Here is a 22,218-nt window from a genome sequence, read left to right as displayed (position 1 = left end):
CTTAATTTATAAGGGGTTTAGTGAAAAAAGATAAAACAAATGCAAAAAACAGACGGTTTTAGCCAACAAAGTTGGATTTAGGATTGGATTTGTGGGCATTCAAGACACTGTGTTAGAGTAAATTGATTCGATTACACGGTTTTATTACAGACTATGATTAAGCTCAAATTATTGTTAGGTCAATGGCTAGCTAAACTCACACGCAAACTTAAAAACAACTTTTACATTTACCTCGCCACGCTATTTACGTTGCTGGTACTGCTGGATGCCAGCGTATTTCATGTGGGGCTGAATATGCGCGATAAAGCGTTTGACTTTATGGTGAAACACCGCGTGATTCAAGCCAAGCCAGATACAGATATTGTGATTATAGATATCAATGAGGCAAGTTTGGCTGCGTTTGCTAAAGAGTATGGCCGCTGGCCTTGGCCTCGCCAAGTGCTGGGCGAGTTTGTCGAGAATATTCAAGCACAAAAACCCAAGGCTATTGTGTTTGATATTGTGTTCAGTGATGCGGATATTTACAACCCGGATAGTGATGCTTATTTTAATGAGGTCATTGCAGCGAGCAACAATGTGTTTTTCCCTATCTTGCGGCTAGATGCATCACAGGACAAATTAAGCCAGCTAAAGTATGCGCAAATCCCTGGCATACGCGCCAAGCCAGATCATAATCAGAACGCAACCATTGCGGCCATTTTGCCTTTTTTTGATGGTGCACGAAAACCCGGCCGCTTAGGTACCCATAATGTGTATCCGGATAACGATGGGATTGTTCGTGAATATCGTATTTACCATGAAGAAAAAGGCTGGCATCTGCCCTCCTTACCAGAGATTGTCGGTGCCAATGCTGGCGGTGACCTGACTGAGCTGCCACAGAATATGCTGATCAATTGGCGCGGCAAGCCATTTAGTTATCAATACGTGAGTTTTAGTGATGTGTTTACCGATTTGGCCAGCCAACATAAAACGCGCCCGCAAGATGAATTCACCAATAAAACTGTGATTATCGGCTCTACCGCAGCTGGCTTGTTTGATATTAAACCGACCGCCATGGATAAGCAGTTTCCCGGTGTTGAGGTATTGGCAACGGCGATTGATAACGTTAAACATGGTGACTATTTAAAAGTATGGCGCGGCAAAACACCTTATATCGTGTTAAGTTTGCTGTTGATCTGGCTGACTACTCTCGCCTTTTATTTCAAAGTAGATCGCGATAAATTTAACTCTATTTTTACCGGCAGCCAGATTGGACTGTTGGTGCTTTCTTACATTGGCATCAATATCAGCAATACTTATCTAGATTTAACAGGGCCTATCCTGTGGGCGGTCGCGCTATTTGGTATTGCAAAAATATATGCACTAGCAACCGATAGAGCTTTACAGCGCTGGCTCACCTTTGGTGTACAGGCCAATGCCGATCACACCAGCGTACTGATGCTGGCGGTAATGATTGAGAGTGATGAGCCACTGGGCGATGTGGTGATGAAGAAATTGAAGCGCAAAGCCGAGCTAACCAGCCACACACCCAATAGCGTGGAAGTATTACTTGGCACACAAACGGGGATCTGGGGATTGTTTGGCGATATGATGGTGATCAGTTGGATGTATTCTGATGAAAAGGCTGAATATAAAGCGGCAGCGCAGCAGGACATGCAGCGCTTAATCGATAGCTTTCCTGACAATCTAGAATCACTAGGTCTACCAAAACAGACCTTGCTGCGTTATGGCACGCATGAAGGTACATTACACAAAACTAATCAATCTAGCTCTAGTCCAACACTTGGAACACAATGGCGCACTTTGTTCGCGCAGTTGGTCATCCAACTCGAACATGGCCAATCAACCGTAACAAAGGAATCTGCATGAAACAACGCACACTTTACTATGCCATCGCTGGCTTATGTATCAATCTATGGATTCATCCAGTCGCCATGGCGGCAGAAACAGGTACCGCATTGAAGGCCGATACTTTGCGCACTGAGCCATTTGCGGATGCTAAATCAGCTGGTGCCCTGATCAAAAATGAACCGCTGCAGATTGTGAATAAAAAAGGTGCATGGCTGCAAGTCAAAACCAAAAAATCCACGGGCTGGGTACGCTTACTCTCTGTTAAACGCGCCAGTACTGGCAATGCGTTACAAGGTACCGTGGATGTAGCTACTGGACGCGCAGGCACTGGGAAAGTGGTATCGACTACTGGGATTCGCGGCCTGAGTGCTGAGGAACTGCAATCCGCACAATTTAACGAAGCAGAAATAAAAAAAATGGAAAGCTACACTGTTAACAAAAGCGACGCACAACAATTTGCCAGCGCCGGTGGCTTGAGTGCCAACCAGACGGCTTATATGAAAGGAACCAAATAATGCGTATTGCTACCCTTGCCTTTCTAGTCTCATGCAGCCTGACGAGTAACACCTATGCGCTTGACCTTGGCAAAGCCCTAGAAGGCGCAATCAAAGATAAAATCCAAGAGTCGACTGGTGCTACCAATACAGATAAAGCGGCACCAAGCACTACCGAATCAACAGCTGCTACAGCTACTAACGACACGGCTGCTGCTAAACCACAGATCAATTGGAAAAGTCCAAGTCGAGATGAAGAAATAGCGATTGGTCGAGAAGTGACAGGCAGCTTATTGGGCGCCGCGCCATTGGTCAAAGATGATGCACTACAGCAATATGTCAATAAAGTGGGGCGCTGGATTGCCAGCCAATCTGAACGGCCTGACTTACCTTGGCGGTTTGGCGTGATTGAAAGTAGTGATTTGAATGCATTTGCTGCGCCTGGCGGTTACGTACTGATTACCAAAGGCCTATACCAAACCTTTCAAAACGAGGCGCAATTGGCTGGGGTGCTTGGCCATGAAATTGCACATATCGTCAAAAAACATCAGCTGAAAGTGATGCAAAAACAAGCTTTATTAGACATGGGCGCTGGTTTATTAGGCGATAAATATGGCAGCAGCAAACTATCGAAAAAAGCCATCAATACCGGTGCAGAAATCAGCGCGCGTAACTTAGACAAAAGCGCAGAATACGAAGCGGATCGTATGGGCATGATATTGGCATATCGTGCAGGCTACGATGTGTATGGCTTACCGGAAGTATTACAGAACATGGCGCAAATTAACAAAAGCGATAACAGCGTAGCCTTGCTATTTAAAACACACCCACACCCAGATGACAGACTTGCGCAATTGGGTGAAAGCGCTGGTACGCAATTAGATGCACTTAAACCTGGAAAAACATTAGAAAAACGTTTGTATCCTTTGCGCTAAATTAACTGTAGCTCTCTTAATTCGCTTTTGATATACGCGTAATAAATCGGTGCTGCCACGATGCCTGCAATGCCAAATGCAGCTTCCATGGTCAGCATCGCCACCAATAACTCCCAAGCATGTGCGCGTATTTGCCCGCCGACAATACGCGCATTCAAAAAATACTCTAATTTATGTATCACCACTAAAAATAAGAGCGAAGACAACGCAATCGCTAGTGAATGACTCATGCTCACCACTACTATCACGGTGTTAGAGATCAAATTACCGATCACTGGCAGCAAGCCTACAATAAATGTAATTAAAATCAGGGTCTTAGTAAAAGGCAAATGAATACCTAATAACGGCAACACCACTGCAAGATAAATACCAGTGAACGTTGCGTTAATGGCTGAGATACGCACTTGCGCAAACACAATATTACGAAACGCGGCACTAAATAAGCTAATACGCTCTACCAAACTACGTGTAAACACAGGATAACGATCACGCTGTGTGGCTTCATGCAAAGCCAACATGCCACCTATCACCATGGCAATCAACATGTGCGCAGCGTGACGCCCTGCTTCCGTCCCCACAAATTGCAAGTCGTTCGAATGGTCGCGCAACCATTGCGTAACCGCATGTTGCAGTGCAACAGCATCTTCTGGCAAACGTGCATCTAACCAAGCAGGCAAAATTTTGCGGGAGTCTTCAATAATTTCAGCCATTTGTGCAATCAATGTAGTCAACCCACCAGAGTCAGAACGCAGCAAGGAGACTAGCCCCATACTCACCACCGCTAGCAGCCCGATCACCAGCACGGCCAGTATGGCGACTGCAATTACTTTGGCGCCTTTCCCCGGAAGCCTGCGGGCAATATAGGGGGAAATAATATGTACCAGCTCAAACACCAGCAAACCCGATAGCAATGCAGGTAACAAATGCACATGCAGCACAAAAAACATTGCAATTGCCATCAACAGCCAGGCGGCAATATTGTACTTATCTGAGGAGCGTTGGGACGATTGCATGAAAACACCTTGCCTATGATTGAAAACGTTGAATAAATTGTTGTGCCGATTGTACTGGCAATTTGATGATGAAATGTGCGGCTTCATCAAACGCTTTGTTGAGCACGACACCATTCACTTTATTTAATTCGCGTGTTAGCTCGTCTACACGTTTATAGCTAGTGGTTATACGCATCTCTTGCATCTCAACAAAGGGAATTGCCCCGGCTTGCAGTAACGCCAATTTGGCAGTGCCCCCATACGCTTTGACCAAGCCGCCAGTCCCTAGATTGATGCCACCATAGTATCGAATCACGCCTACACAGACGTTCACGTATTGCTCCCCATCCAATATCTGCAGGATAGGTTTACCTGCGGTACCCGATGGCTCGCCAGCATCTGAAAACCTAGGAATCACACCTTCGGCAGTTTTAATTCTAAAAGCATAGGCTAAATGGTGCGCTGTTGCGTGCTGTGATGCGAGCTGCCTTAAAAACAGACCCACTTCGCGCTCGGTTTCACACATTTTTGCCTGTGCAATAAATCGTGATTTTTGTATGGTTTGGTCAGCATTACCGACTTGCTTAAGTGTGATCATGGGTGACCATTATACTCAAGATAGCCCAGTGATCTTGCCATCAGCATTCACCCCGATGCGCACACTAGCAGGCTGTTTAGGTAAACCCGGCATAGTCATCATATTGCCGCAAATAGCCACAATAAAGCCTGCCCCGCGAGATAAACGCAGGCTGCTTACCTCTATCGTATGGCCGGTAGGTGCATTGCGCACGGTTGGATCACATGAAAAAGAGTATTGCGTTTTGGCGATACAGATTGGTAACGTTGAATATTGCGTAGACAATTGTGCCAGTTGTATTTGCGCAGTACTGCTATATTCAACAGTACTCGCGCCGTACATCTTCTGTGCAATTGTCAAAATCTTATCGACCAATGGCATTTCTAATGGATACAGTGTTTGAAACTTGGATGGTTTTTGCGCGAGATAATTGACCACGGTTTCTGCCAATGCCTGTGCACCGGCAGCACCTTCTGCCCAATGCTTGCATATGCATACTTCAAACCCTAGCGCTTGCACAGCATCTTTTAAAGCAGCAATCTCACTGGGAGTATCATGCGTAAAATGATTGATGGCTACCACCACTTGCATGCCAAACAAATCATGCAAATTATGCAGATGCCTTTTTAAGTTTTCAATGCCCGCCTGCAGAGCATCGATATTTTCTTGCTGAATGGTCGCTAACTCAGCGCCACCATGGTATTTCAATGCGCGAATCGTTGCGACCAACACCACCAGATCTGGGGTTAACCCGGAAAGGCGACACTTGATATCAAAAAACTTCTCAGCCCCTAAATCGGCACCAAACCCAGCTTCCGTCACCACGTAATCCGCAAGTTTCAATGCAGTTTTAGTAGCCACTACCGAGTTACAGCCATGGGCAATATTGGCAAAAGGTCCGCCATGTACAATGGCTGGCGTATGCGCAATGGTTTGCACTAAGTTGGGCTGAAATGCATCTTTTAATAAGGCAGTCATGGCGCCTTCGGCTTGTAGGTCGCTTGCAAACACCGGTTGATGCTGACTGTTAACACCCACTTGGATTTTACCTAATCGTTGTGTTAAGTCTTGTAAGTCTTCAGCTAAGCAAAAAATAGCCATCACCTCTGAAGCCACTGTGATGTCGAACCCTGTATCCACGTCCTGCCGCTGATGCAAGGTCACATGGCGTAAGGCACGGTCATTCATGTCCATACACCGCCGCCAAGTCACTTGCTGAATATCTAATGCATTGCCCTGATAAACATGATTATCAATCAAAGCAGCCAGTAGATTATTGGCTGAGGTAATCGCATGAAAATCACCAGTAAAATGCAAGTTGATATTTTCCATCGGCAGCACTTGTGCATAGCCACCGCCGGTTGCTCCGCCCTTCATGCCGAACACCGGGCCTAAAGAAGGCTCGCGTAGGCAAGCTACCGCGTGTTTACCAATGTAATTCAGTGCATCGGCAAGCCCAATGGTCGTCGTGGTTTTGCCTTCACCTGCGGGCGTAGGGCTAATGGCTGTGACTAGAATTAATTTTCCGTTGGGACGATCTGCCAAAGTCCGAACACACTCCTGGCTGATTTTAGCAATATGGTGCCCGTAAGGAATCAACGCAGAAGGTGCAATGGGCAATTGTTCTGCAATCGTCGAAATTGGCTTTAATACTGCACGTTGCGCAATTTCAATATCAGACTGCATAAAAACTCCCCTAATTAATGACTAGCAAGACTGAAAGGTAAGCCTCTCAGCCAAACCAATAATGACTAGATTCCGTTATTTTTTGCCTAGAATAGAGCCTAAAACGCCGCGGATAATGCTACGGCCAAGCTGAGAGCCAATGGCACGCGCAGCTGATTTTGCCGCACTTTCTAAGACAGAATCTGAGCGGCTTGCTTTTTTACCGCCCAACACACCGCCCCAATCAAAGCCCTGCTCCTCTTCCTTAGGCGCTTCTTTCGCTGCAACTTCGGTAGCACGTTGTTTTAGAATCTCATAAGCAGACTCCCGATCCACCAACTTCTCATAAACACCTGCAACCAATGATTGGCGGATCACAGCTGCGCGCTCTGCATCTGTGGCTGGTCCAATACGACTTTTTGGTGGGCAGACAAACGCGCGCTCGACGGGTGATGGAATGCCTTTCTCATCTAAGAATGAAACCAAGGCCTCACCCACCCCTAGCTCGGTAATCGCTGTTTTTACATCCACTTTAGGGTTTGTTCTAAAGGTTTCAGCAGCAGAGTTCACTGCTTTTTGGTCGCGCGGTGTAAACGCACGCAAGGCATGCTGCACGCGATTGCCTAACTGCCCTAATACAATGTCCGGAATATCCAGCGGGTTTTGGCTCACAAAATAAACCCCGACACCTTTAGAACGAATCAAACGAATGACTTGTTCAATTTTTTGCATGAGTGCTTGCGGCGCATCGCTGAATAGCAAATGCGCTTCATCAAAGAAAAATACCAGCTTAGGTTTTTCTAAATCCCCTACCTCAGGCAACTTTTCAAACAGCTCAGAAAGCAACCACAGCAACAAAGTGGCATAAACACGCGGTGAGTTAAACAATTGATCCGATGCGAGAATGTTGATGACACCACGCCCCTTGGTATCTGTTTGCATTAAGTCGTCTAGATTCAGCGCAGGTTCACCAAATAGCAGATCGCCACCTTCTGTTTCCAGTTGCAACAAAGCGCGCTGAATAGCACCCACACTGGCTGCAGAAATATTGCCGTACTCAGTCTGATACTGCGCTGAATTTTCGGCTGCGTATTGCGACATTGCACGTAAATCTTTCAAATCCAGAAGCAACCAGCCTTGGTCATCTGCAATTTTAAAAATCGCATTTAGCACGCCAGCTTGTATATCATTCAAGTTCAACATGCGTGCCAGCAGCAATGGCCCCATTTCGGCTACCGTAGTGCGTACTGGATGCCCTTTGATGCCATACACATCCCAGAATGTGACTGGCGAGGCCGCTGGCGCATAATCCGGAATTTCCAATTGCTGAACACGCGCATCCACTTTAGGGTTGCCGCCCCCTACTTGGCTCATGCCAGACAAATCGCCTTTGACATCGGCCATGAACACCGGCACACCTAAATCAGAAAACCCCTCAGCAAGACTCTGTAATGTAACCGTCTTACCAGTACCAGTTGCCCCTGCAATCAGCCCATGCCGATTCGCCATTTTTGGCAATAGGTATAAAAAGTCTTCTGATTTGGCTAGGCGAATGGGTTGAGTCATTTTTCCGTTTTCTGTTTTTAAAGTTAAAAGTCACCGCGACGTGCTTTTTCCATGAGCTGGATTAACGCATCTTCTAATGTTTGTGCGGACTGAATGGCCCGTGCACTTGGGTGTTTGATGCTCTTCAAATCATACGTGGGCCGATCCAGCCCCAAATATAGTTGATTCGATTTTTCATAAATAGCAATACGGCAAGGCGCAAATACCAAAAATTCTGGGTGGTCTAAGATGATTTCCGTGCCCATGGTTAGGTTACAAAAAGTGCGTACTTCTTTGATACCTTGCGGGTCAATTCCACGTAACTTCATGTGCTCTCCAATGGGGAAATTGGCAGGGCTCACAAAATTCATGCCCTCAGAAATAGACTTTAAGCTATCTACCAAATCTAGATAGCTCACGCCAGCGTTCACTGGCACCTCATAGATGGCCGTGCTCAAATCAATATCCGGCATACCATGCCCTACCACTTTGATACGCGGCGCTACGATGGACTCAGCCTCATGTTTGGCAACATGCATACATGCTGGCATGAGCAACATTACTGCAACAAGTATTAAGACACGTGTCATTAAGTCCCTTTAAGTGTCTGCTCGATTGCTTTGAGATTGATGTCTGGAGAAAGTAATTGCATAAAGCTTAGCATATAGCCACGCAAAAATGCATCTCGCCTCACCCCCAAATAGGTCGTACTATCTGGAAACAAATGGCTGCAATCTAAGCTAATCAAAGGCGCGTCACGCTTTTCGTCATATGCCATATTGGCAATTAAGCCTATGCCCAAACCAAGGTTCACATACGTTTTAATGACGTCTGCATCAATCGCCGTTAATACAATATTAGGCGTCACACCTGCATCATGAAATACCTGTGACACCAGCGTCCCGCCCGTAAAGGCAAAATCGTAAGTGATGAGTGGATATGAGCCAATATCCGCCAACGAGATCGACTTCTTACTGGCCAACGGATGATAGCTAGGCATGACCAAGCAGCGATTCCACTGATAGCAAGGCAATGTCAACAAACGCTCATCCAAGCTGATAGACTCGGTGGCAATACCAATATCGGCCTCGCCACTTGCCACTTGTGACGCCACCTGACTTGGATTGCCTTGATGAATAGTGAGCTTAACATTGGGAAACATTTGGATAAATTGTTGCACTGCAGAAGGCAGTTTGTAACGTGCTTGCGTATGCGTGGTAGCAATGGTTAATGTACCTGTCTCAACACGGCTGAACTCATCACCCACACGTTTGATATTTTGCATATCAAACATCACCTGCGCGGCCAATTTTAGAATTTGCCGACCAGGCTCGGTAATGCCGACTAGGCGTTTGCCATTGCGCTGAAAAATTTGTAACCCTAGCTCTTCTTCTAGCAATTGAATTTGCTTACTAACGCCGGGTTGAGAGGTATGCAGCGCTTCTGCTGCTGCCGAGATATTCAAACCTTGCTGCGAAACTTCATGCACATATTTTAGCTGGTGTAACTTCATGCGCGGCATCCAAACAATCGTGACTTTATAATTAACCAGTATATAGAAATAATCAACGGTTATTAATAAAACATATATTAAATGTTAAAATCTAAGGTTATTTTTCTTTAGATTTTACTCACAGTGAATTACTACTTTATATTAGCAGGATTCCTCGTTGGCTTTCTAGTCGGACTGACTGGAGTGGGCGGCGGTTCACTGATGACCCCTATTTTACTCATATTTTTCAATGTAAAAGCGGCTGTCGCTGTGGGCACAGATTTGCTTTATGCATCCGTGACCAAATCTGTGGGTATATTTGCACATGGCAAATTGGGCAATATTGAGTGGAACATTGTGAAGTTGCTAACCATAGGCAGCATCCCAGCCTCCATTGCCACGATCTTATTTTTAAAAACGATTGATATTGAATCAAGCGGCGCAATCTCCACCATTAAATTTTGGCTAGGTGTTGCACTCATTATTACATCGGCCGCAGTGCTATTCAGAAACAAGCTCAAACACTTATCCAGCAAAGGTCACTGGCTCCCAGTGCAATATGTGCCAATTGCAACAGTATTCTTGGGCATCGTTTTGGGTGCGTTAGTTACACTCACTTCTGTAGGTGCTGGCGCATTGGGTGTCACTGCGCTCATCATGTTGTATCCTAAAGAAAAAATCACCACCATTGTAGGAAGCGATATTGCGCATGCCGTGCCACTTACACTCATTGCAGGATTAGGCCATGCCTCTCTAGGCACAATCGATTACCCGCTTCTTGGCACACTGCTCATTGGCTCTATCCCAGGCATCTATTTAGGAAGCCATATGAGCTCAAAAATAGCTGAACATTGGGTACGCATTGTATTGGCTGCCATACTGATTTTAGTAGGCTTAAAGCTGGTTTTACATTAAAATATCGCCTCTGTTAGGAAACACCATAATTTATGTATAAATACGATGCAATTGACCAACAAATCGTTGATGAGCGTGTAAAACAATACCGCGACCAAACACGCCGTTACTTAGCCGGCCAACTTTCCGATGACGAATTTCGTCCACTGCGCCTTCAAAACGGCTTATATATTCAACGTCATGCGCCTATGCTACGCATTGCCGTGCCTTATGGCATGCTATCCAGCAAACAATTACGCAAACTAGGCGATATCGCCAAACGTTATGATAGAGGCTATGGCCACTTCAGCACGCGTCAAAACCTGCAACTCAACTGGCCTAAGCTAGAAGACGTGCCTGAGATTTTGGCAGAGCTAGCCACGGTACAAATGCACGCGATTCAAACGTCCGGTAATTGCATTCGCAACATCACGACCGACCAATTTGCCAGCATTGCCCCGGATGAAGTAATTGACCCACGTGCAATGGCCGAAGTCATGCGCCAATGGAGTACTTTTCACCCTGAGTTTGCTTTACTGCCGCGTAAATTCAAAATTGCAGTATCTGGCACTAAGCAAGACCGCGCCATTGTGCAAGCACATGATATTGGCTTGGAATTTTACAGAGACAGTAATAACCAAGTGGCGATTAAAGTATGGGTGGGTGGCGGTTTGGGCCGCACGCCAATTCTAGGCACGGTGATTCGCGATCATCTAGAGTGGCAACATGCGCTCACTTACTGCGAAGCCATCATTCGTGTGTACAACATGCATGGCCGTCGCGACAATGCGTATAAAGCACGCATTAAAATCTTAGTAAAAGCACTAGGCATTGAAGAATTCAAACAACAAGTAGAAGCAGAATGGGTGCATATTAAAGATGGTCCTAACACCATCACAGAGGCTGAGCTCCATCGTGTAGCACAGCACTTTGAACCAATGCCATATGAAACCTTGCCAGCACATGATGCAGGTTTTGATAGCGCCATTGCTAGCAACCCAGCTTTTTCTAGTTGGGTTAAACGTTGTACACATGCACATAAGCAGCCTGGCTATCGTGCAGTGACCTTGTCACTCAAACCACATGGCAAACCACCTGGTGATATCTCCAGCGAGCAAATGCAGATGGTCGCGGACTTAGCAGACGCCTACAGTTTTGGTGAATTGCGCGCGTCACATGAGCAAAACTTGATTTTGGCCGATGTGAAATTAAGCGACCTATTCGCTATTTGGGAAAAAGCGCGTGTTGCAGGTTTAGCGACGCCTAACATTGGCTTACTCACCGACATGATTTGCTGCCCTGGTGGCGATTTCTGCTCATTAGCTAATGCAAAAAGTATCCCAATTGCAGAAGCGATTCAAATGCAATTTGATAACTTAGATTACTTGCATGACATTGGCGACTTAGAGCTGAATATTTCTGGTTGCATGAATGCTTGCGGTCACCACCATGTGGGGCATATTGGCATTTTAGGCGTAGATAAAGACGGTTCAGAATGGTACCAAGTCACCATTGGCGGCAAGCAAGGTAATGATGCAAGCATTGGTACGGTCATTGGCCCTTCTTTCTCCGCAGATGAAATGCCAGGTGTCGTGCAACGACTGATTGAAGTCTATCTAAAAGAACGTACTGATGAAGAACGCTTTATTGATACAGTGCGTCGTTTAGGTATTGCGCCGTTCAAGGCCCACGTCTATGCCGAGAAGGAGGCCGCATGAGTAATCTAATTAAAGACAATGCGCTGGTGGCTGATGAGTGGACAAGGGTGATTCCACCTAGTTTAGGTGACGAAGTCGTCAAAAAGCAAGCCGGTAAAGTGGTGCTTTTCAAATTGACAGGAGAGCCTACTTATTCTCCTGCACAAATAGCGGCTACGCAAATACCCGCTACAGGCAAAGTATTATTGCCATTAACCGTATGGCAAGCAAATGTCGAACAACTCGCTAGCCGCATGGCAGCTGGAGAAATAGGCATTTTAATAGCGACACATGAGCCATTAGATTCACTAGCAGCAACCTTTGCTGACATCAATGAGTTGCCACTGATTGCCGTATTTGTAGAGCGTTTCCCCGATGGGCGAATCTTCACTATTGGTAACTTGTTACGCACCCGTTATGGCTTTAAAAACGAGTTACGTGCAGTCGGTGATGTGTTACGCGATCAATTGTTTTTCTTAAAACGTTCTGGCTTTAGTAGCTACTTGATTCGTGCAGACCGCTCAGCAGAAGACGCGTTAGCCAGCTTAAAAGATTTCAGTCAACCTTACCAAGGTGCTGTGGATGATGCGCTACCAGTGTGGCGTAGAGTGGATCGCGCATGAGTGTTTCCAGTGTTAGCATGCTCAAACCTGCTGCTAGCAACCCAGCGACCTCGCCTAAGCTGACAGATGAGCTTACGCAAAGCGTCCATACAAAACGCGCGCAAGTATTAAGCTTATTGCAAGCTGCCAGTGCAGAGTTTACAGCCATCACCTTTGCTAACAGCTATGGTGCAGAAGATATGGTGCTGACCGACATCATCATGCAAGAACACTTGCCGATTGAGATTTTCTCATTAGATACTGGCCGCTTACCTGCTGAAACATATACATTGATGGGTGAAGTAGAAACTACTTACCATACAAAACCCGTCGTGTTTTTTCCAAAACATGAAGCCGTAGAGCAATATGTGCGCACAAACGGTATTAACGCGTTTTATGAAAGTATCGAACTACGCAAGGCCTGCTGCCATATGCGTAAAGTAGAGCCACTTCAGCGCGCGCTTGCCGGAAAACAGGCATGGGTGACCGGTATGCGTGCCGAGCAAGCCACTACGCGTGCTAGTTTACCAACCCGTGAATTTGATGCGAGCAACCAGTTAGAAAAATTCAATCCCTTGAGTGACTGGACTGAAAAAGAAGTCTGGGCATACATCCGCATGTTTAGTGTGCCCTATAACCAATTGCATGACCAATTCTACCCAAGCATTGGCTGCGCGCCATGTACGCGCGCTGTGGCAATGGGTGAAGACATCCGTGCTGGCCGTTGGTGGTGGGAAGATCCAACCTCCAAAGAATGCGGCCTGCATGTCAAAAAGTAATTTTAAATCGTAAACAACTATGACTACATCTCAAAAAACGCTAAGCCATCTTGATTGGCTGGAAGCCGAAGCCATTCACATTTTGCGTGAAGTGGCCGGACAATGCTCTAACCCTGTGTTGCTATTCTCGGGCGGAAAAGATTCTCTGTGCATTTTGCGCTTGGCAGAAAAAGCATTTCGCCCAGGTCGCTTCCCATTTCCGCTTATGCATATTGATACCGGTCACAACTATCAAGAAGTGATTAATTTCCGTGACCAGCGTGCGGCTGAATTGGGTGAGCGCCTGATTGTGCGTTCAGTTGAAGATTCGATGAAACGCGGTACCGTCGTACTCAAAACACCGGACGAACCACGCAATAAACACCAGTCTGTGACATTGCTAGAAGCGATTGAGGAGTTTGGTTTTGATTGTTGTATTGGCGGTGCACGACGCGATGAAGAAAAAGCACGTGCCAAAGAACGCATCATGAGTTTCCGCGATGAGTTTGGTCAATGGGATCCAAAAAATCAACGTCCTGAACTATGGAACCTGTATAACGCACGTTCACACAAAGGTGAAAACATTCGTGCCTTCCCGATTTCCAACTGGACAGAGATGGATGTTTGGCAATACATTGAACGTGAAAACTTAGGCTTACCTAGCATTTACTTTTCGCATCAACGCGACATAATTATGCGCGGTGGTGCCATGATGCCCGCCAATGTAGCATTAACCAGTGGCGAAGTGATTAACGTACCTAAAGCCGGTGAAGAAATCATCAATATGCAAGTACGCTTTAGAACCGTAGGCGACATCACCTGCACAGCGCCAGTACTTTCAGATGCAGATAACGTCAGCAAAATTGTGCTGGAAACAGCGACCACTACCATTACTGAGCGCGGCGCTACGCGTTTAGATGATCAAACCTCTGATGCTTCGATGGAGCAACGCAAGAAAGAGGGGTATTTCTAATGAGTAACCATATGCAACACAATGATTCTTTATTACGCTTCATGACATGTGGTAGCGTTGATGACGGCAAAAGCACTTTAATTGGTCGTTTGCTGTTTGATACCAAAACCATCTTGGCTGATACGCTGACACAAATTTCTAACACGTCTAAAAAACGTGGCATGGAAGCTGTGGATTTATCTTTGCTGACCGATGGCTTACAAGCAGAGCGCGAGCAAGGCATTACCATTGACGTGGCCTACCGCTATTTCAGTACCGGCACACGCAAATACATCATTGCCGATGCACCTGGCCATGAGCAATACACCCGTAATATGGTGACAGCAGCATCCACTGCTAATCTAGCGATTATTTTGATCGATGCGCGTAAAGGCGTACTGACACAAACGCGTCGTCACAGCTATTTGGCACATTTGGTAGGCATTCCGCATATTGTGGTTGCAGTGAATAAAATGGATTTGGTGAATTACGACCAAGCTGTATACGACAAAATTTGTGCCGACTATTTACAGTTTGCAGAAGAGATTGGATTTGCAGCAGCAAGAGACATCCGCTTTATCCCAATGTCTGCACTGAATGGCGATATGTTAGTTGACCGTTTAGACAGCATGCCTTGGTATACTGGCGAGACCTTGCTGGAGATGCTAGAAAAAGCACCGGCTGCACATACAGAGCAATCTGAGCAATTCCGTTTCCCAGTGCAATTTGTCTGCCGCCCACACGCAAGTGCCGATGCCGATTTACACGATTTCCGTGGATTTATGGGTCGCATTGAGTCAGGTAATATTGCAGTAGGCGATGCTGTGACGGTGCTACCTAACGGGTATCAGTCTAAAGTGAAAGCCATCCAATTAGGCGAGACACAATTGGAAAGCGCGCAAACTGAACAAAGTGTGACGCTTTTGCTGGAAGATGAAATCGATACTTCCCGTGGCGACATGATTGTAAAAACAAGTGAAGCGCCAGAGCCAGTCAAACAAATAGAAGCGTTTGTATGCTGGCTGTCTGAAACACCGCTCTCCCCTGCCCGCACTTATATTGTGCGTCATACCACGCGTGAGTCAAAAGCCAAAATCGGCGCGATTCAATACAAAGTGGATGTGAACACACTAGAGCAACAACCTACTGCAGATTTAAAAATGAACGACATTGCGCGACTCACCTTTAAATTGGCACAACCGTTGATGGTAGACAGTTATAAATCTAACCGTGCGACGGGCGCTTTTATTGTAATCGATGAAAGCACAAATAACACGGTAGGCGCTGGGATGATTGTCTAAGTCCAGACTATCGTTCAATGATTAAATCTAATAAAATAATGTTTTAGGCTTTTAAAAGCTGTAAAGGAATAAATAATGACTTATGTCGTCACTGAAAATTGTATTCAATGTAAATTTACCGACTGCGTAGACGTATGTCCGGTAGATTGCTTTGTCGAAGGCCCAAACTTTTTGGCGATTAATCCAGACGAGTGTATTGATTGCACATTATGCGTGGCAGAATGCCCGGCCGAAGCGATTTTTGCAGAAGATGACGTGCCCGCAGACCAACAGGAGTTTATCGAAATCAATGCAAGACTAGCAAAAGTATGGCCAGTCATCAGCGCAAGAAAAGCACCGTTAGAGGATGCAGATGCAATGAATGGCGTACCAGGCAAAGCTGAATTGTTGATTGAGTAACAAAATCTAAATAAAAAAGGAGACCATCGGTCTCCTTTTTTATTTGTGCAACTACCCTTATGCGGCCATGGCTAGCTGATGCTGCGCATTACCATCACCTTTCCAGAAATAGTAAAACTCTCTACCCACATTCAAAAACGTGTGGTGCGTTTCATCTGTCGTGAACAATGGCAGGTTCGCCTCCATCACTTTGCGGTACGCATTAGGCTGTTTATGTGGTACATCACGCAATCTGAGCAATAACAATTTAGCCAGTTTACGACGTGTATCAATAAACAAATCATCTGCACCACGGCTACGCAGCGCATTTTCATAGGTTTCTAATGGTTTCACCTCTACATTGGTCAATGTCACTTTATCCAATGATTCCCATAACTCTTTTAAGTTACGTGTTTCAGGTTGCCAAGTTTTAGCATTGGCTTCAAATGCGTGATCTTGATTCATACCAGCAATGGCTTTGATGTCTTTGACCCAAAATGAGAAATAATCGCGAATAACTGGAATACAGATTGCCCATTCAGCATGATCTAGTTTTTTGAATAGCTGATCTACTGCTTCGCGGTAATGTAAACCGTCTAGCTCAATGTGCTCGATAAACGGCACTAAACGTAAAATAATATATTGGCGTTGAATCAATTTCACTTCTGGCACGCCTTTGCGTTCCAGTAAATTCAAATAGGCTTTTAATGCATCTTGTTCACGTGTACTCATGTCAAACTCCCTTGTCGCGTATCTAAAGAAATGGTTACACTTCTTCTCTATTTAAGTTTATATCGACCTCAAAGCTTTAAACTTGATTGGTCTAAAACTATTAATCGTTATACTAACAAGGGTTGTTGTCTATGAATCTGTGGAACAAAAGGGCGTTATGGATGCAATTTCTAGCTTTGCATTAGCCAGTGGATTAAGCTGGGCCAGCGGATTTCGCCTGTATGCAACCGTATTTGCAGTAGGTTTATTAAGCCGCTACGAATACTTACAGTTACCCCAAACGCTTGATATATTGCGCCATCCTGTGGTGATTGGTGTAGCTGGTATTTTGATGATAGTGGAGTTTCTTGCAGACAAAATCCCTTATGTAGATAGTGTCTGGGATAGCATCCAAACGTTTGTTCGGATTCCGGCAGGTGCCTACCTTGCCATGGGCGCCATGAATGCAAGCGACCCGATGATGGCAGCAATTGCGGCTTTGCTCGGAGGATCACTCACGGGGATTACGCATGTCACCAAAGCCGGCAGCCGTGCACTCATCAATACATCTCCTGAGCCTGTCAGCAATATCACGACATCATTTGGTGAGGATGGTTTATGGCTGAGTGGCGGCTGGCTGGCACTTGCCCACCCCGTAGTGTTTGTAGGCGTGCTACTGCTATTTGTACTGGGTATGTTATGGATGCTGCCTAAACTCTGGCGTGGCATCACCCTAATGCTACACAAAATAATGCAGATACTGGGCGTTAATACTCAATAACTAGTGTTCAACAGCAGTGTTTGCTTTTGGCTCCCATAACTGCGTTTTGCGCACTAGCACCCAACCCAATACAAGGTACACCGCCATCGCCCAAGCCAACCCTAGTGGTGAAAACCAGACGAACGGCACCACAATACCAGCCGACACGGTAGATAAGAGCATTTGCATAAACGCTTGTGCAGAGGCTGCAGTACCGCGAATTCTTGGATGGCGATCCAGCGCAGCAATCGATAACACCGGCATGCACATGGCCATGCCAATGTTAAATAGTGCAATCGGTAGAATATTGGTCATCACCGCCACTGGCAGCACATAACATACCGTAAGATTGACGAGTGCCAGTGCCAGCATCCATCCGTAAGCCCACCGCACTACCAGAGAGGCAGAGTATCGACCTGCCGCACGTTTTGCCAAATAAGAGCCGATGATCATACCGGTCACCGTGGGGACAAATAAATAACCATATTGCTGAGGTGACAAGCCGAGGTGCTTGCCTAAAAATACCGGACTAGCCAATACATAAATAAAAAAACCAGAGAAGTTGGCACCAATCGCGGTCACTAGCTTGGCAAACTCCATGTCTTTATATATCGTTTTATAGCTTTTGAGCACGCTACGTGCCGATAGCTGAGTACGCTTTTCGCTGGGCATGGTCTCGGGTAAAAACTTCACCGAAGCCCACAGCGTAAGTGCAGCGTAGATGGCTAGAAATATAAAAATGGCTTGCCAGTGAATTCCCAGCAAGAAGCCTCCAATAATAGGCGCCACAGCTGGGGCAATGCCAAACAGCATTTGTACGGTTGCCATCACGCGCTGAGCTTGTGCGCCTTCAAATAAATCGCGCACCATGGCACGTGCAACGGTATTACCTGCCCCACCACTGGCACCTTGTAAGGCTCTAAAAAACCAAAGCGTTTCCACATTGGGTGCAAACGCGCAGCCAATGCTGGCCAGCACAAATATACCTAAGCCCCATTTGATCGTAGTGATGCGTCCAATCGCGTCCGAGATTGCGCCATGCCATAACGTCATGGCAGCATAAGGTAACAGGTAAAAGGTGAGACTTTGTTGAATATGTAAGTCTGATGTAGCTAATTCTGCGCCCATGACATGAAATGCCGGTAGATACGTATCAATGGCAAATGGTGCGAGCGCAGCCAATGCGGCCAATACATAGACGAGAAAAATAGAATGTGTTTTCAAATTAAAATCTGCTCTTGACTAGAATACTTGAATAAAAAAGGCGCCTATCAGCGCCCTTTATTATAGCCTTGAAATGATGTACTTATGGCAAAGCGTGAAAGGCTTCGACCCGTTCATTAGACTCACCACTCGCATATTTTTTAGAATTTTTATCGGTTCTAAAGATAATCGGTTGCGCTTGAATCTGCGGATTTTTGGATTCTTCAATCGCTTGCTCAATTAGGTGGTGATTAGGAGATAGTGAACATACCGGGTCTGCACTTTCTGCATCACCGCTTAGCAAGAAAGCCTGACACCGGCATCCGCCTAAATCGTTTTCTTTTTCAGGGCAGCTTCTACATGGCTCCTTCATCCAATCATCACCGCGGTATTTATTGAACGCAGGCGAGTCCTTCCATGCCCACTCCAAGCCTTTTTCGCGGACATTCGGAAACTCTATCCCTGGCAATACGCGCGCAGAGTGGCATGGCAACACATCACCATTTGCTGTCACAATCATGAACACCTCACCCCAGCCGTTCATACATTTTTTTGGACGGTTGCCAAAGTAATCTGGCACCACAAAGAAGATTTTCATCTTATTGCCTACTTTTTGGCGGAACTCATTGGTGATGCGCTCGGCTTCATCAATTTGCTCTTTCAATGGCATCAATTGGCTACGATTTACCAAAGACCAGCCGTAATACTGCGTATTGGCCAGCTCGACATAGTCAGCGCCCAAGGCTTCTGCCATCTCCAAAATTTCTTTGATATGGCCGATGTTATAGCGATGAATCACTACATTCAGCACCATTGGGTAGCCATGATTTTTAATCATCGCAGCTACTTTTTTCTTCAACTCAAATGTTCTAGTGTTGGTAATGAAGTTATTAATTTCTTCGGTAATGTCATGCATCGATAATTGAATATGATCCAAGCCACCTTCTTTAAACGCTTGAATGCGTTTTTCAGTCAGACCCACACCGGAAGTAATCAAGTTACTGTAGTAGCCCAACTTCTTCGCCTCAATCACGATATCTTCAATATCGTCACGCAATAATGGCTCACCACCAGAGATACCAAGCTGAATCGCACCCATCTTACGTGCATCACGTAAGGCCTGAATCCACTGTTCAGTTGATAGTTCGTTTTGTGTATGCTTATCGTAATCGGTTGGGTTGTAGCAAAAGGCGCAATGTAGCGGGCAACGATACGTCACCTCTGCCAACAGCCACAAAGGTTGTGTATGCGTAATATTGGCAGCTACGCCATTATTTTGCTGTTGGGCGTGCACCTCTTTTTGTACGACTGAATCACCTAATGAAGCTTGTGTCATTTTGCTACTCCTTTAAAGCCTGCCTAATTCACTTTTCTTAACCAGGCTTTACTAACAGCCAATTCAAACATGCCGATAATATCTTTTTCAATCTCTTGTGCATCAGGAAATGTCGCTTTTAAGTCAGCTACAACATCCGCTACAGTAGCTTTACCATCTAAGCGTTTAATCACTTCTCCAGCACCCCCATGTAGTTTGACCATGCCTTCTGGAAAAAGTATCACATAGCTATTTTGTGCTTCTTCCCATTGGAAGCGATGATGAAATGCCAATGCGTAAATATCTGTAGGCTGAATATTATTTTCCATAGCGCTTATCTTTTATTAATCAAAATGAATCACTGGTTGACGCAAGTAGTCACGTCCTTCCGTTTTGATGTCTGTAGATGCCAACATAATGGAATCGGCAATCACCCAAAGTACATTGAGTTTAAATTGTAAGATTTCCAATGCTTTCATTTGCATTTCGCGTGATGTACTAAAGTAGTCCAATGTCACGCCTAAGCCTTGCTCTACATCACGGCGCGCCTCTGTCAGGCGTTTTTTAAAGTAAGACAAGCCCTCTTCTTTGATCCAAGGATACATGGTCGGCCATGAGCTAATGCGTTGCTGGTGAATATGTGGTGCAAATAGTTCTGTTAAGCTTGAACAGACCGACTCTTGCCATGAGCGTTGTTTTGCAAAATTGATGTATGCATCCACGGCAAAACGTACCCCAGGGCTAACCATGTCTAAGCTTGTTACTTGCTCACGTGTTAACCCCACAGCCTCGCCCAATTGAATCCAAGCCTCAATACCACCGACTTGACCATCCACTCCATCGTGGTCGGTAATGCGTACGATCCACTGCTTGCGTACTTCTTTATCCGGGCAGTTAGACAGAATCGCGGCATCTTTCATTGGAATGGCAATTTGATAGTAAAAACGGTTTGCCACCCAACATTGCAATTGCTCTTTAGTTAACTTACCTTCGTACATCATCACATGAAACGGATGGTAAATATGATAACCCTGCCCTTTTTGGCGTAACTTATCCTCAAACTCTTCGCGAGTCCAAGGGAGTTGGTCTTTTGTGAGTGCATTCATGTCTGTCTCCTAGAGAATAATGTCCATACCGTCATACGCTACCTCTATCTTATGTGTGTCTAAGATGGCGCGCTCGGCAGAATCCTCTCTTAAAATAGGATTGGTATTATTGATATGAATCAATACTTTACGCACATCTCCAAATTCATTTAGCTTTTCAATCATACCACCTTCACCCGACTGTGGATTATGGCCAATACTGCGTGCAGTTTTCGTCATCAAGCCCATATCGATCATCTCGGTGTTCGTCCAAAAGGTACCATCAACCATAATACAGTCCGCTTGGCTCATCAATGGTGGCAAGTGCGGTTCGATCTCACCCAAGCCAGGGGAATACCAGCATTTTTTACCGGTACTGATCTCTTCAATCAATACACCAATCGTATCACCTGGATGCGGATCATTACGATGTGGTGAATAGGGAGGTGCCGCACTTTTGAGTGCTACTGCAGTGAATCGTAAGTTTGGTACGTTAGGGATTTCAAAACTAGTGTTGCCATCAATGGGTACATCATGGCGATTGATACCGCAGTAGTGACCCAAAATGTTCAATATTTGATTACCACTGGTTAAATCCTCATACACCATGTCTGTACAGTAAATTTCACGCTTCACTTTACCTTCACGCAACATAAACAAACCTGTGGTGTGGTCAATCTGCGCATCTATCAAGATAATCGCTTGAATACCAGAATCGCGAATCGCACGGCCCGGCTGCAATGGTGCAAAGTCTTGAATTTGCTGCAACACATCAGGTGAGGCATTAAACAATACCCAGTTCACACCATCGCCGCTGACGCAAATGGAAGACTGTGTACGCTTAGTGGCTTTAATCGTGCCCTTGCGCAAACCATCGCAATTGAAACAATTACAGTTCCATTGCGGGAAACCACCGCCTGCTGCGGCACCTAGTACGTGTATATGCATGAATTCAATTTCTTTAACAGTAGTAATTAAGTATTATAAAGATGTAAAAAAGGCTGCCTGATT

23 protein-coding genes are annotated in these 22,218 nt (G+C 45.6%); 11 read left to right on the top strand and 12 right to left on the bottom strand.

Features of this window, described 5'->3' with window-relative positions:
* The first annotated feature begins 153 nt into the window (after positions 1-153).
* The 3 genes from FG11_RS03890 to FG11_RS03880 are packed head-to-tail and all read left to right on the top strand — an operon-like array spanning position 154 to position 3,280.
* Positions 154-1,869 (top strand): CHASE2 domain-containing protein, encoded by a 1,716-nt coding sequence (locus tag FG11_RS03890; RefSeq protein ID WP_047533251.1) that lies wholly within the window; start codon positions 154-156, stop codon positions 1,867-1,869.
* Positions 1,866-2,366, top strand: a complete 501-nt coding sequence (locus FG11_RS03885) for an SH3 domain-containing protein (RefSeq protein ID WP_047533248.1) — start codon at positions 1,866-1,868, stop codon at positions 2,364-2,366. The genes FG11_RS03890 and FG11_RS03885 overlap by 4 nt, the downstream gene beginning before the upstream one ends.
* The gene (locus tag FG11_RS03880) at positions 2,366-3,280 is read left to right on the top strand and encodes a M48 family metalloprotease (RefSeq protein WP_047533247.1); all 915 of its coding nucleotides are present in this window, start codon (positions 2,366-2,368) and stop codon (positions 3,278-3,280) included. Before FG11_RS03885 ends, FG11_RS03880 begins: the two co-directional genes overlap by 1 nt.
* On the opposite strand, the gene FG11_RS03875 is transcribed toward FG11_RS03880, so the two are convergent.
* From FG11_RS03875 to FG11_RS03850, 6 genes are all read right to left on the bottom strand, one after another.
* Positions 3,277-4,293 carry an AI-2E family transporter gene (locus tag FG11_RS03875; protein WP_020181762.1) on the bottom strand — a complete coding sequence of 339 codons (1,017 nt, stop codon included), beginning with the start codon at positions 4,291-4,293 and terminating at the stop codon, positions 3,277-3,279. The genes FG11_RS03880 and FG11_RS03875 overlap by 4 nt on opposite strands.
* A 13-nt stretch (positions 4,294-4,306) precedes the next feature.
* Entirely contained in the window at positions 4,307-4,870 is a 564-nt protein-coding gene (locus FG11_RS03870; RefSeq protein ID WP_020181761.1) for an IMPACT family protein, read from the bottom strand.
* Between the two features lie 15 nt (positions 4,871-4,885).
* Positions 4,886-6,535 carry a formate--tetrahydrofolate ligase gene (locus FG11_RS03865; RefSeq protein WP_047533244.1) on the bottom strand — a complete coding sequence of 550 codons (1,650 nt, stop codon included), beginning with the start codon at positions 6,533-6,535 and terminating at the stop codon, positions 4,886-4,888.
* 75 nt (positions 6,536-6,610) lie between these two features.
* Positions 6,611-8,080 (bottom strand): helicase HerA-like domain-containing protein, encoded by a 1,470-nt coding sequence (locus FG11_RS03860; RefSeq protein ID WP_047533241.1) that lies wholly within the window; start codon positions 8,078-8,080, stop codon positions 6,611-6,613.
* Between the two features lie 23 nt (positions 8,081-8,103).
* Entirely contained in the window at positions 8,104-8,649 is a 546-nt protein-coding gene (locus FG11_RS03855) for a DUF302 domain-containing protein (RefSeq protein WP_047533238.1), read from the bottom strand.
* Complete coding sequence (locus FG11_RS03850; RefSeq protein ID WP_020181757.1) at positions 8,649-9,572, bottom strand: CysB family HTH-type transcriptional regulator; 924 nt, start codon at positions 9,570-9,572, stop codon at positions 8,649-8,651. The genes FG11_RS03855 and FG11_RS03850 overlap by 1 nt, the downstream gene beginning before the upstream one ends.
* A gap of 123 nt (positions 9,573-9,695) precedes the next feature.
* On the opposite strand from FG11_RS03850, the gene FG11_RS03845 reads away from it, so the two are divergent.
* The 7 genes from FG11_RS03845 (at position 9,696) to fdxA (ending at position 16,154) form a co-directional block, all read left to right on the top strand.
* Entirely contained in the window at positions 9,696-10,466 is a 771-nt protein-coding gene (locus tag FG11_RS03845; RefSeq protein WP_047533235.1) for a sulfite exporter TauE/SafE family protein, read from the top strand.
* 32 nt (positions 10,467-10,498) lie between these two features.
* Entirely contained in the window at positions 10,499-12,163 is a 1,665-nt protein-coding gene (locus tag FG11_RS03840; RefSeq protein WP_047533232.1) for a nitrite/sulfite reductase, read from the top strand.
* A complete protein-coding gene (locus FG11_RS03835; RefSeq protein WP_020181754.1) occupies positions 12,160-12,765 on the top strand; it encodes a DUF934 domain-containing protein in 606 nt (201 codons plus the stop codon). Before FG11_RS03840 ends, FG11_RS03835 begins: the two co-directional genes overlap by 4 nt.
* On the top strand, positions 12,762-13,523 hold the full coding sequence (locus tag FG11_RS03830) for a phosphoadenylyl-sulfate reductase (protein WP_020181753.1): 762 nt from the start codon (positions 12,762-12,764) through the stop codon (positions 13,521-13,523). Before FG11_RS03835 ends, FG11_RS03830 begins: the two co-directional genes overlap by 4 nt.
* A gap of 19 nt (positions 13,524-13,542) precedes the next feature.
* Positions 13,543-14,475: a sulfate adenylyltransferase subunit CysD gene (gene cysD / locus FG11_RS03825; protein WP_020181752.1), complete on the top strand. Its 933-nt coding sequence runs from the start codon at positions 13,543-13,545 to the stop codon at positions 14,473-14,475.
* The gene (cysN, locus tag FG11_RS03820) at positions 14,475-15,755 is read left to right on the top strand and encodes a sulfate adenylyltransferase subunit CysN (RefSeq protein ID WP_047533229.1); all 1,281 of its coding nucleotides are present in this window, start codon (positions 14,475-14,477) and stop codon (positions 15,753-15,755) included. The genes cysD and cysN overlap by 1 nt, the downstream gene beginning before the upstream one ends.
* A 75-nt stretch (positions 15,756-15,830) precedes the next feature.
* The gene (gene fdxA / locus FG11_RS03815; RefSeq protein WP_020181750.1) at positions 15,831-16,154 is read left to right on the top strand and encodes a ferredoxin FdxA; all 324 of its coding nucleotides are present in this window, start codon (positions 15,831-15,833) and stop codon (positions 16,152-16,154) included.
* 57 nt (positions 16,155-16,211) lie between these two features.
* Here fdxA and FG11_RS03810 read toward each other — a convergent pair whose 3' ends face one another.
* Positions 16,212-16,865, bottom strand: a complete 654-nt coding sequence (locus FG11_RS03810) for a hypothetical protein (protein WP_020181749.1) — start codon at positions 16,863-16,865, stop codon at positions 16,212-16,214.
* Between the two features lie 157 nt (positions 16,866-17,022).
* On the opposite strand from FG11_RS03810, the gene FG11_RS03805 reads away from it, so the two are divergent.
* The gene (locus FG11_RS03805) at positions 17,023-17,625 is read left to right on the top strand and encodes a DUF4126 domain-containing protein (protein ID WP_025224094.1); all 603 of its coding nucleotides are present in this window, start codon (positions 17,023-17,025) and stop codon (positions 17,623-17,625) included.
* On the opposite strand, the gene FG11_RS03800 is transcribed toward FG11_RS03805, so the two are convergent.
* The 5 genes from FG11_RS03800 to pqqB form a co-directional block, all read right to left on the bottom strand.
* On the bottom strand, positions 17,626-18,828 hold the full coding sequence (locus FG11_RS03800) for a multidrug effflux MFS transporter (RefSeq protein ID WP_025224093.1): 1,203 nt from the start codon (positions 18,826-18,828) through the stop codon (positions 17,626-17,628).
* Between the two features lie 82 nt (positions 18,829-18,910).
* The gene (gene pqqE, locus FG11_RS03795) at positions 18,911-20,143 is read right to left on the bottom strand and encodes a pyrroloquinoline quinone biosynthesis protein PqqE (protein WP_020181746.1); all 1,233 of its coding nucleotides are present in this window, start codon (positions 20,141-20,143) and stop codon (positions 18,911-18,913) included.
* A gap of 23 nt (positions 20,144-20,166) precedes the next feature.
* Complete coding sequence (gene pqqD, locus FG11_RS03790) at positions 20,167-20,451, bottom strand: pyrroloquinoline quinone biosynthesis peptide chaperone PqqD (protein WP_020181745.1); 285 nt, start codon at positions 20,449-20,451, stop codon at positions 20,167-20,169.
* A 15-nt stretch (positions 20,452-20,466) separates the two neighbouring features.
* Positions 20,467-21,228 carry a pyrroloquinoline-quinone synthase PqqC gene (gene pqqC / locus FG11_RS03785; protein ID WP_020181744.1) on the bottom strand — a complete coding sequence of 254 codons (762 nt, stop codon included), beginning with the start codon at positions 21,226-21,228 and terminating at the stop codon, positions 20,467-20,469.
* A gap of 9 nt (positions 21,229-21,237) precedes the next feature.
* Positions 21,238-22,155: a pyrroloquinoline quinone biosynthesis protein PqqB gene (pqqB, locus tag FG11_RS03780; protein ID WP_020181743.1), complete on the bottom strand. Its 918-nt coding sequence runs from the start codon at positions 22,153-22,155 to the stop codon at positions 21,238-21,240.
* Between the last annotated feature and the right edge of the window lie 63 nt (positions 22,156-22,218).

Origin of the sequence: Methylotenera sp. N17 (assembly GCF_000799155.1) — a bacterium.
GTDB lineage: Bacteria > Pseudomonadota > Gammaproteobacteria > Burkholderiales > Methylophilaceae > Methylophilus.
Note: the sequence above shows the minus strand (reverse complement) of the source record. Positions and strands in the feature narration are given on the sequence as shown.

Bases quoted from the DNA above. Each gene is read 5' to 3' on its own strand.
- pqqD (WP_020181745.1), bottom strand. From the start codon at position 20,451: ATGGAAAATAATATTCAGCCTACAGATATTTACGCATTGGCATTTCAT.
- pqqE (WP_020181746.1), bottom strand. From the start codon at position 20,143: ATGACACAAGCTTCATTAGGTGATTCAGTCGTACAAAAAGAGGTGCAC.
- pqqB (WP_020181743.1), bottom strand. From the start codon at position 22,155: ATGCATATACACGTACTAGGTGCCGCAGCAGGCGGTGGTTTCCCGCAA.
- FG11_RS03835 (WP_020181754.1), top strand. From the start codon at position 12,160: ATGAGTAATCTAATTAAAGACAATGCGCTGGTGGCTGATGAGTGGACA.
- FG11_RS03885 (WP_047533248.1), top strand. From the start codon at position 1,866: ATGAAACAACGCACACTTTACTATGCCATCGCTGGCTTATGTATCAAT.
- FG11_RS03860 (WP_047533241.1), bottom strand. From the start codon at position 8,080: ATGACTCAACCCATTCGCCTAGCCAAATCAGAAGACTTTTTATACCTA.
- FG11_RS03875 (WP_020181762.1), bottom strand. From the start codon at position 4,293: ATGCAATCGTCCCAACGCTCCTCAGATAAGTACAATATTGCCGCCTGG.
- cysN (WP_047533229.1), top strand. From the start codon at position 14,475: ATGAGTAACCATATGCAACACAATGATTCTTTATTACGCTTCATGACA.
- FG11_RS03850 (WP_020181757.1), bottom strand. From the start codon at position 9,572: ATGAAGTTACACCAGCTAAAATATGTGCATGAAGTTTCGCAGCAAGGT.
- FG11_RS03855 (WP_047533238.1), bottom strand. From the start codon at position 8,649: ATGACACGTGTCTTAATACTTGTTGCAGTAATGTTGCTCATGCCAGCA.
- FG11_RS03870 (WP_020181761.1), bottom strand. From the start codon at position 4,870: ATGATCACACTTAAGCAAGTCGGTAATGCTGACCAAACCATACAAAAA.
- cysD (WP_020181752.1), top strand. From the start codon at position 13,543: ATGACTACATCTCAAAAAACGCTAAGCCATCTTGATTGGCTGGAAGCC.
- FG11_RS03810 (WP_020181749.1), bottom strand. From the start codon at position 16,865: ATGAGTACACGTGAACAAGATGCATTAAAAGCCTATTTGAATTTACTG.
- FG11_RS03805 (WP_025224094.1), top strand. From the start codon at position 17,023: ATGGATGCAATTTCTAGCTTTGCATTAGCCAGTGGATTAAGCTGGGCC.
- FG11_RS03890 (WP_047533251.1), top strand. From the start codon at position 154: ATGATTAAGCTCAAATTATTGTTAGGTCAATGGCTAGCTAAACTCACA.
- FG11_RS03880 (WP_047533247.1), top strand. From the start codon at position 2,366: ATGCGTATTGCTACCCTTGCCTTTCTAGTCTCATGCAGCCTGACGAGT.
- pqqC (WP_020181744.1), bottom strand. From the start codon at position 21,228: ATGAATGCACTCACAAAAGACCAACTCCCTTGGACTCGCGAAGAGTTT.
- FG11_RS03840 (WP_047533232.1), top strand. From the start codon at position 10,499: ATGTATAAATACGATGCAATTGACCAACAAATCGTTGATGAGCGTGTA.
- FG11_RS03830 (WP_020181753.1), top strand. From the start codon at position 12,762: ATGAGTGTTTCCAGTGTTAGCATGCTCAAACCTGCTGCTAGCAACCCA.
- FG11_RS03865 (WP_047533244.1), bottom strand. From the start codon at position 6,535: ATGCAGTCTGATATTGAAATTGCGCAACGTGCAGTATTAAAGCCAATT.
- fdxA (WP_020181750.1), top strand. From the start codon at position 15,831: ATGACTTATGTCGTCACTGAAAATTGTATTCAATGTAAATTTACCGAC.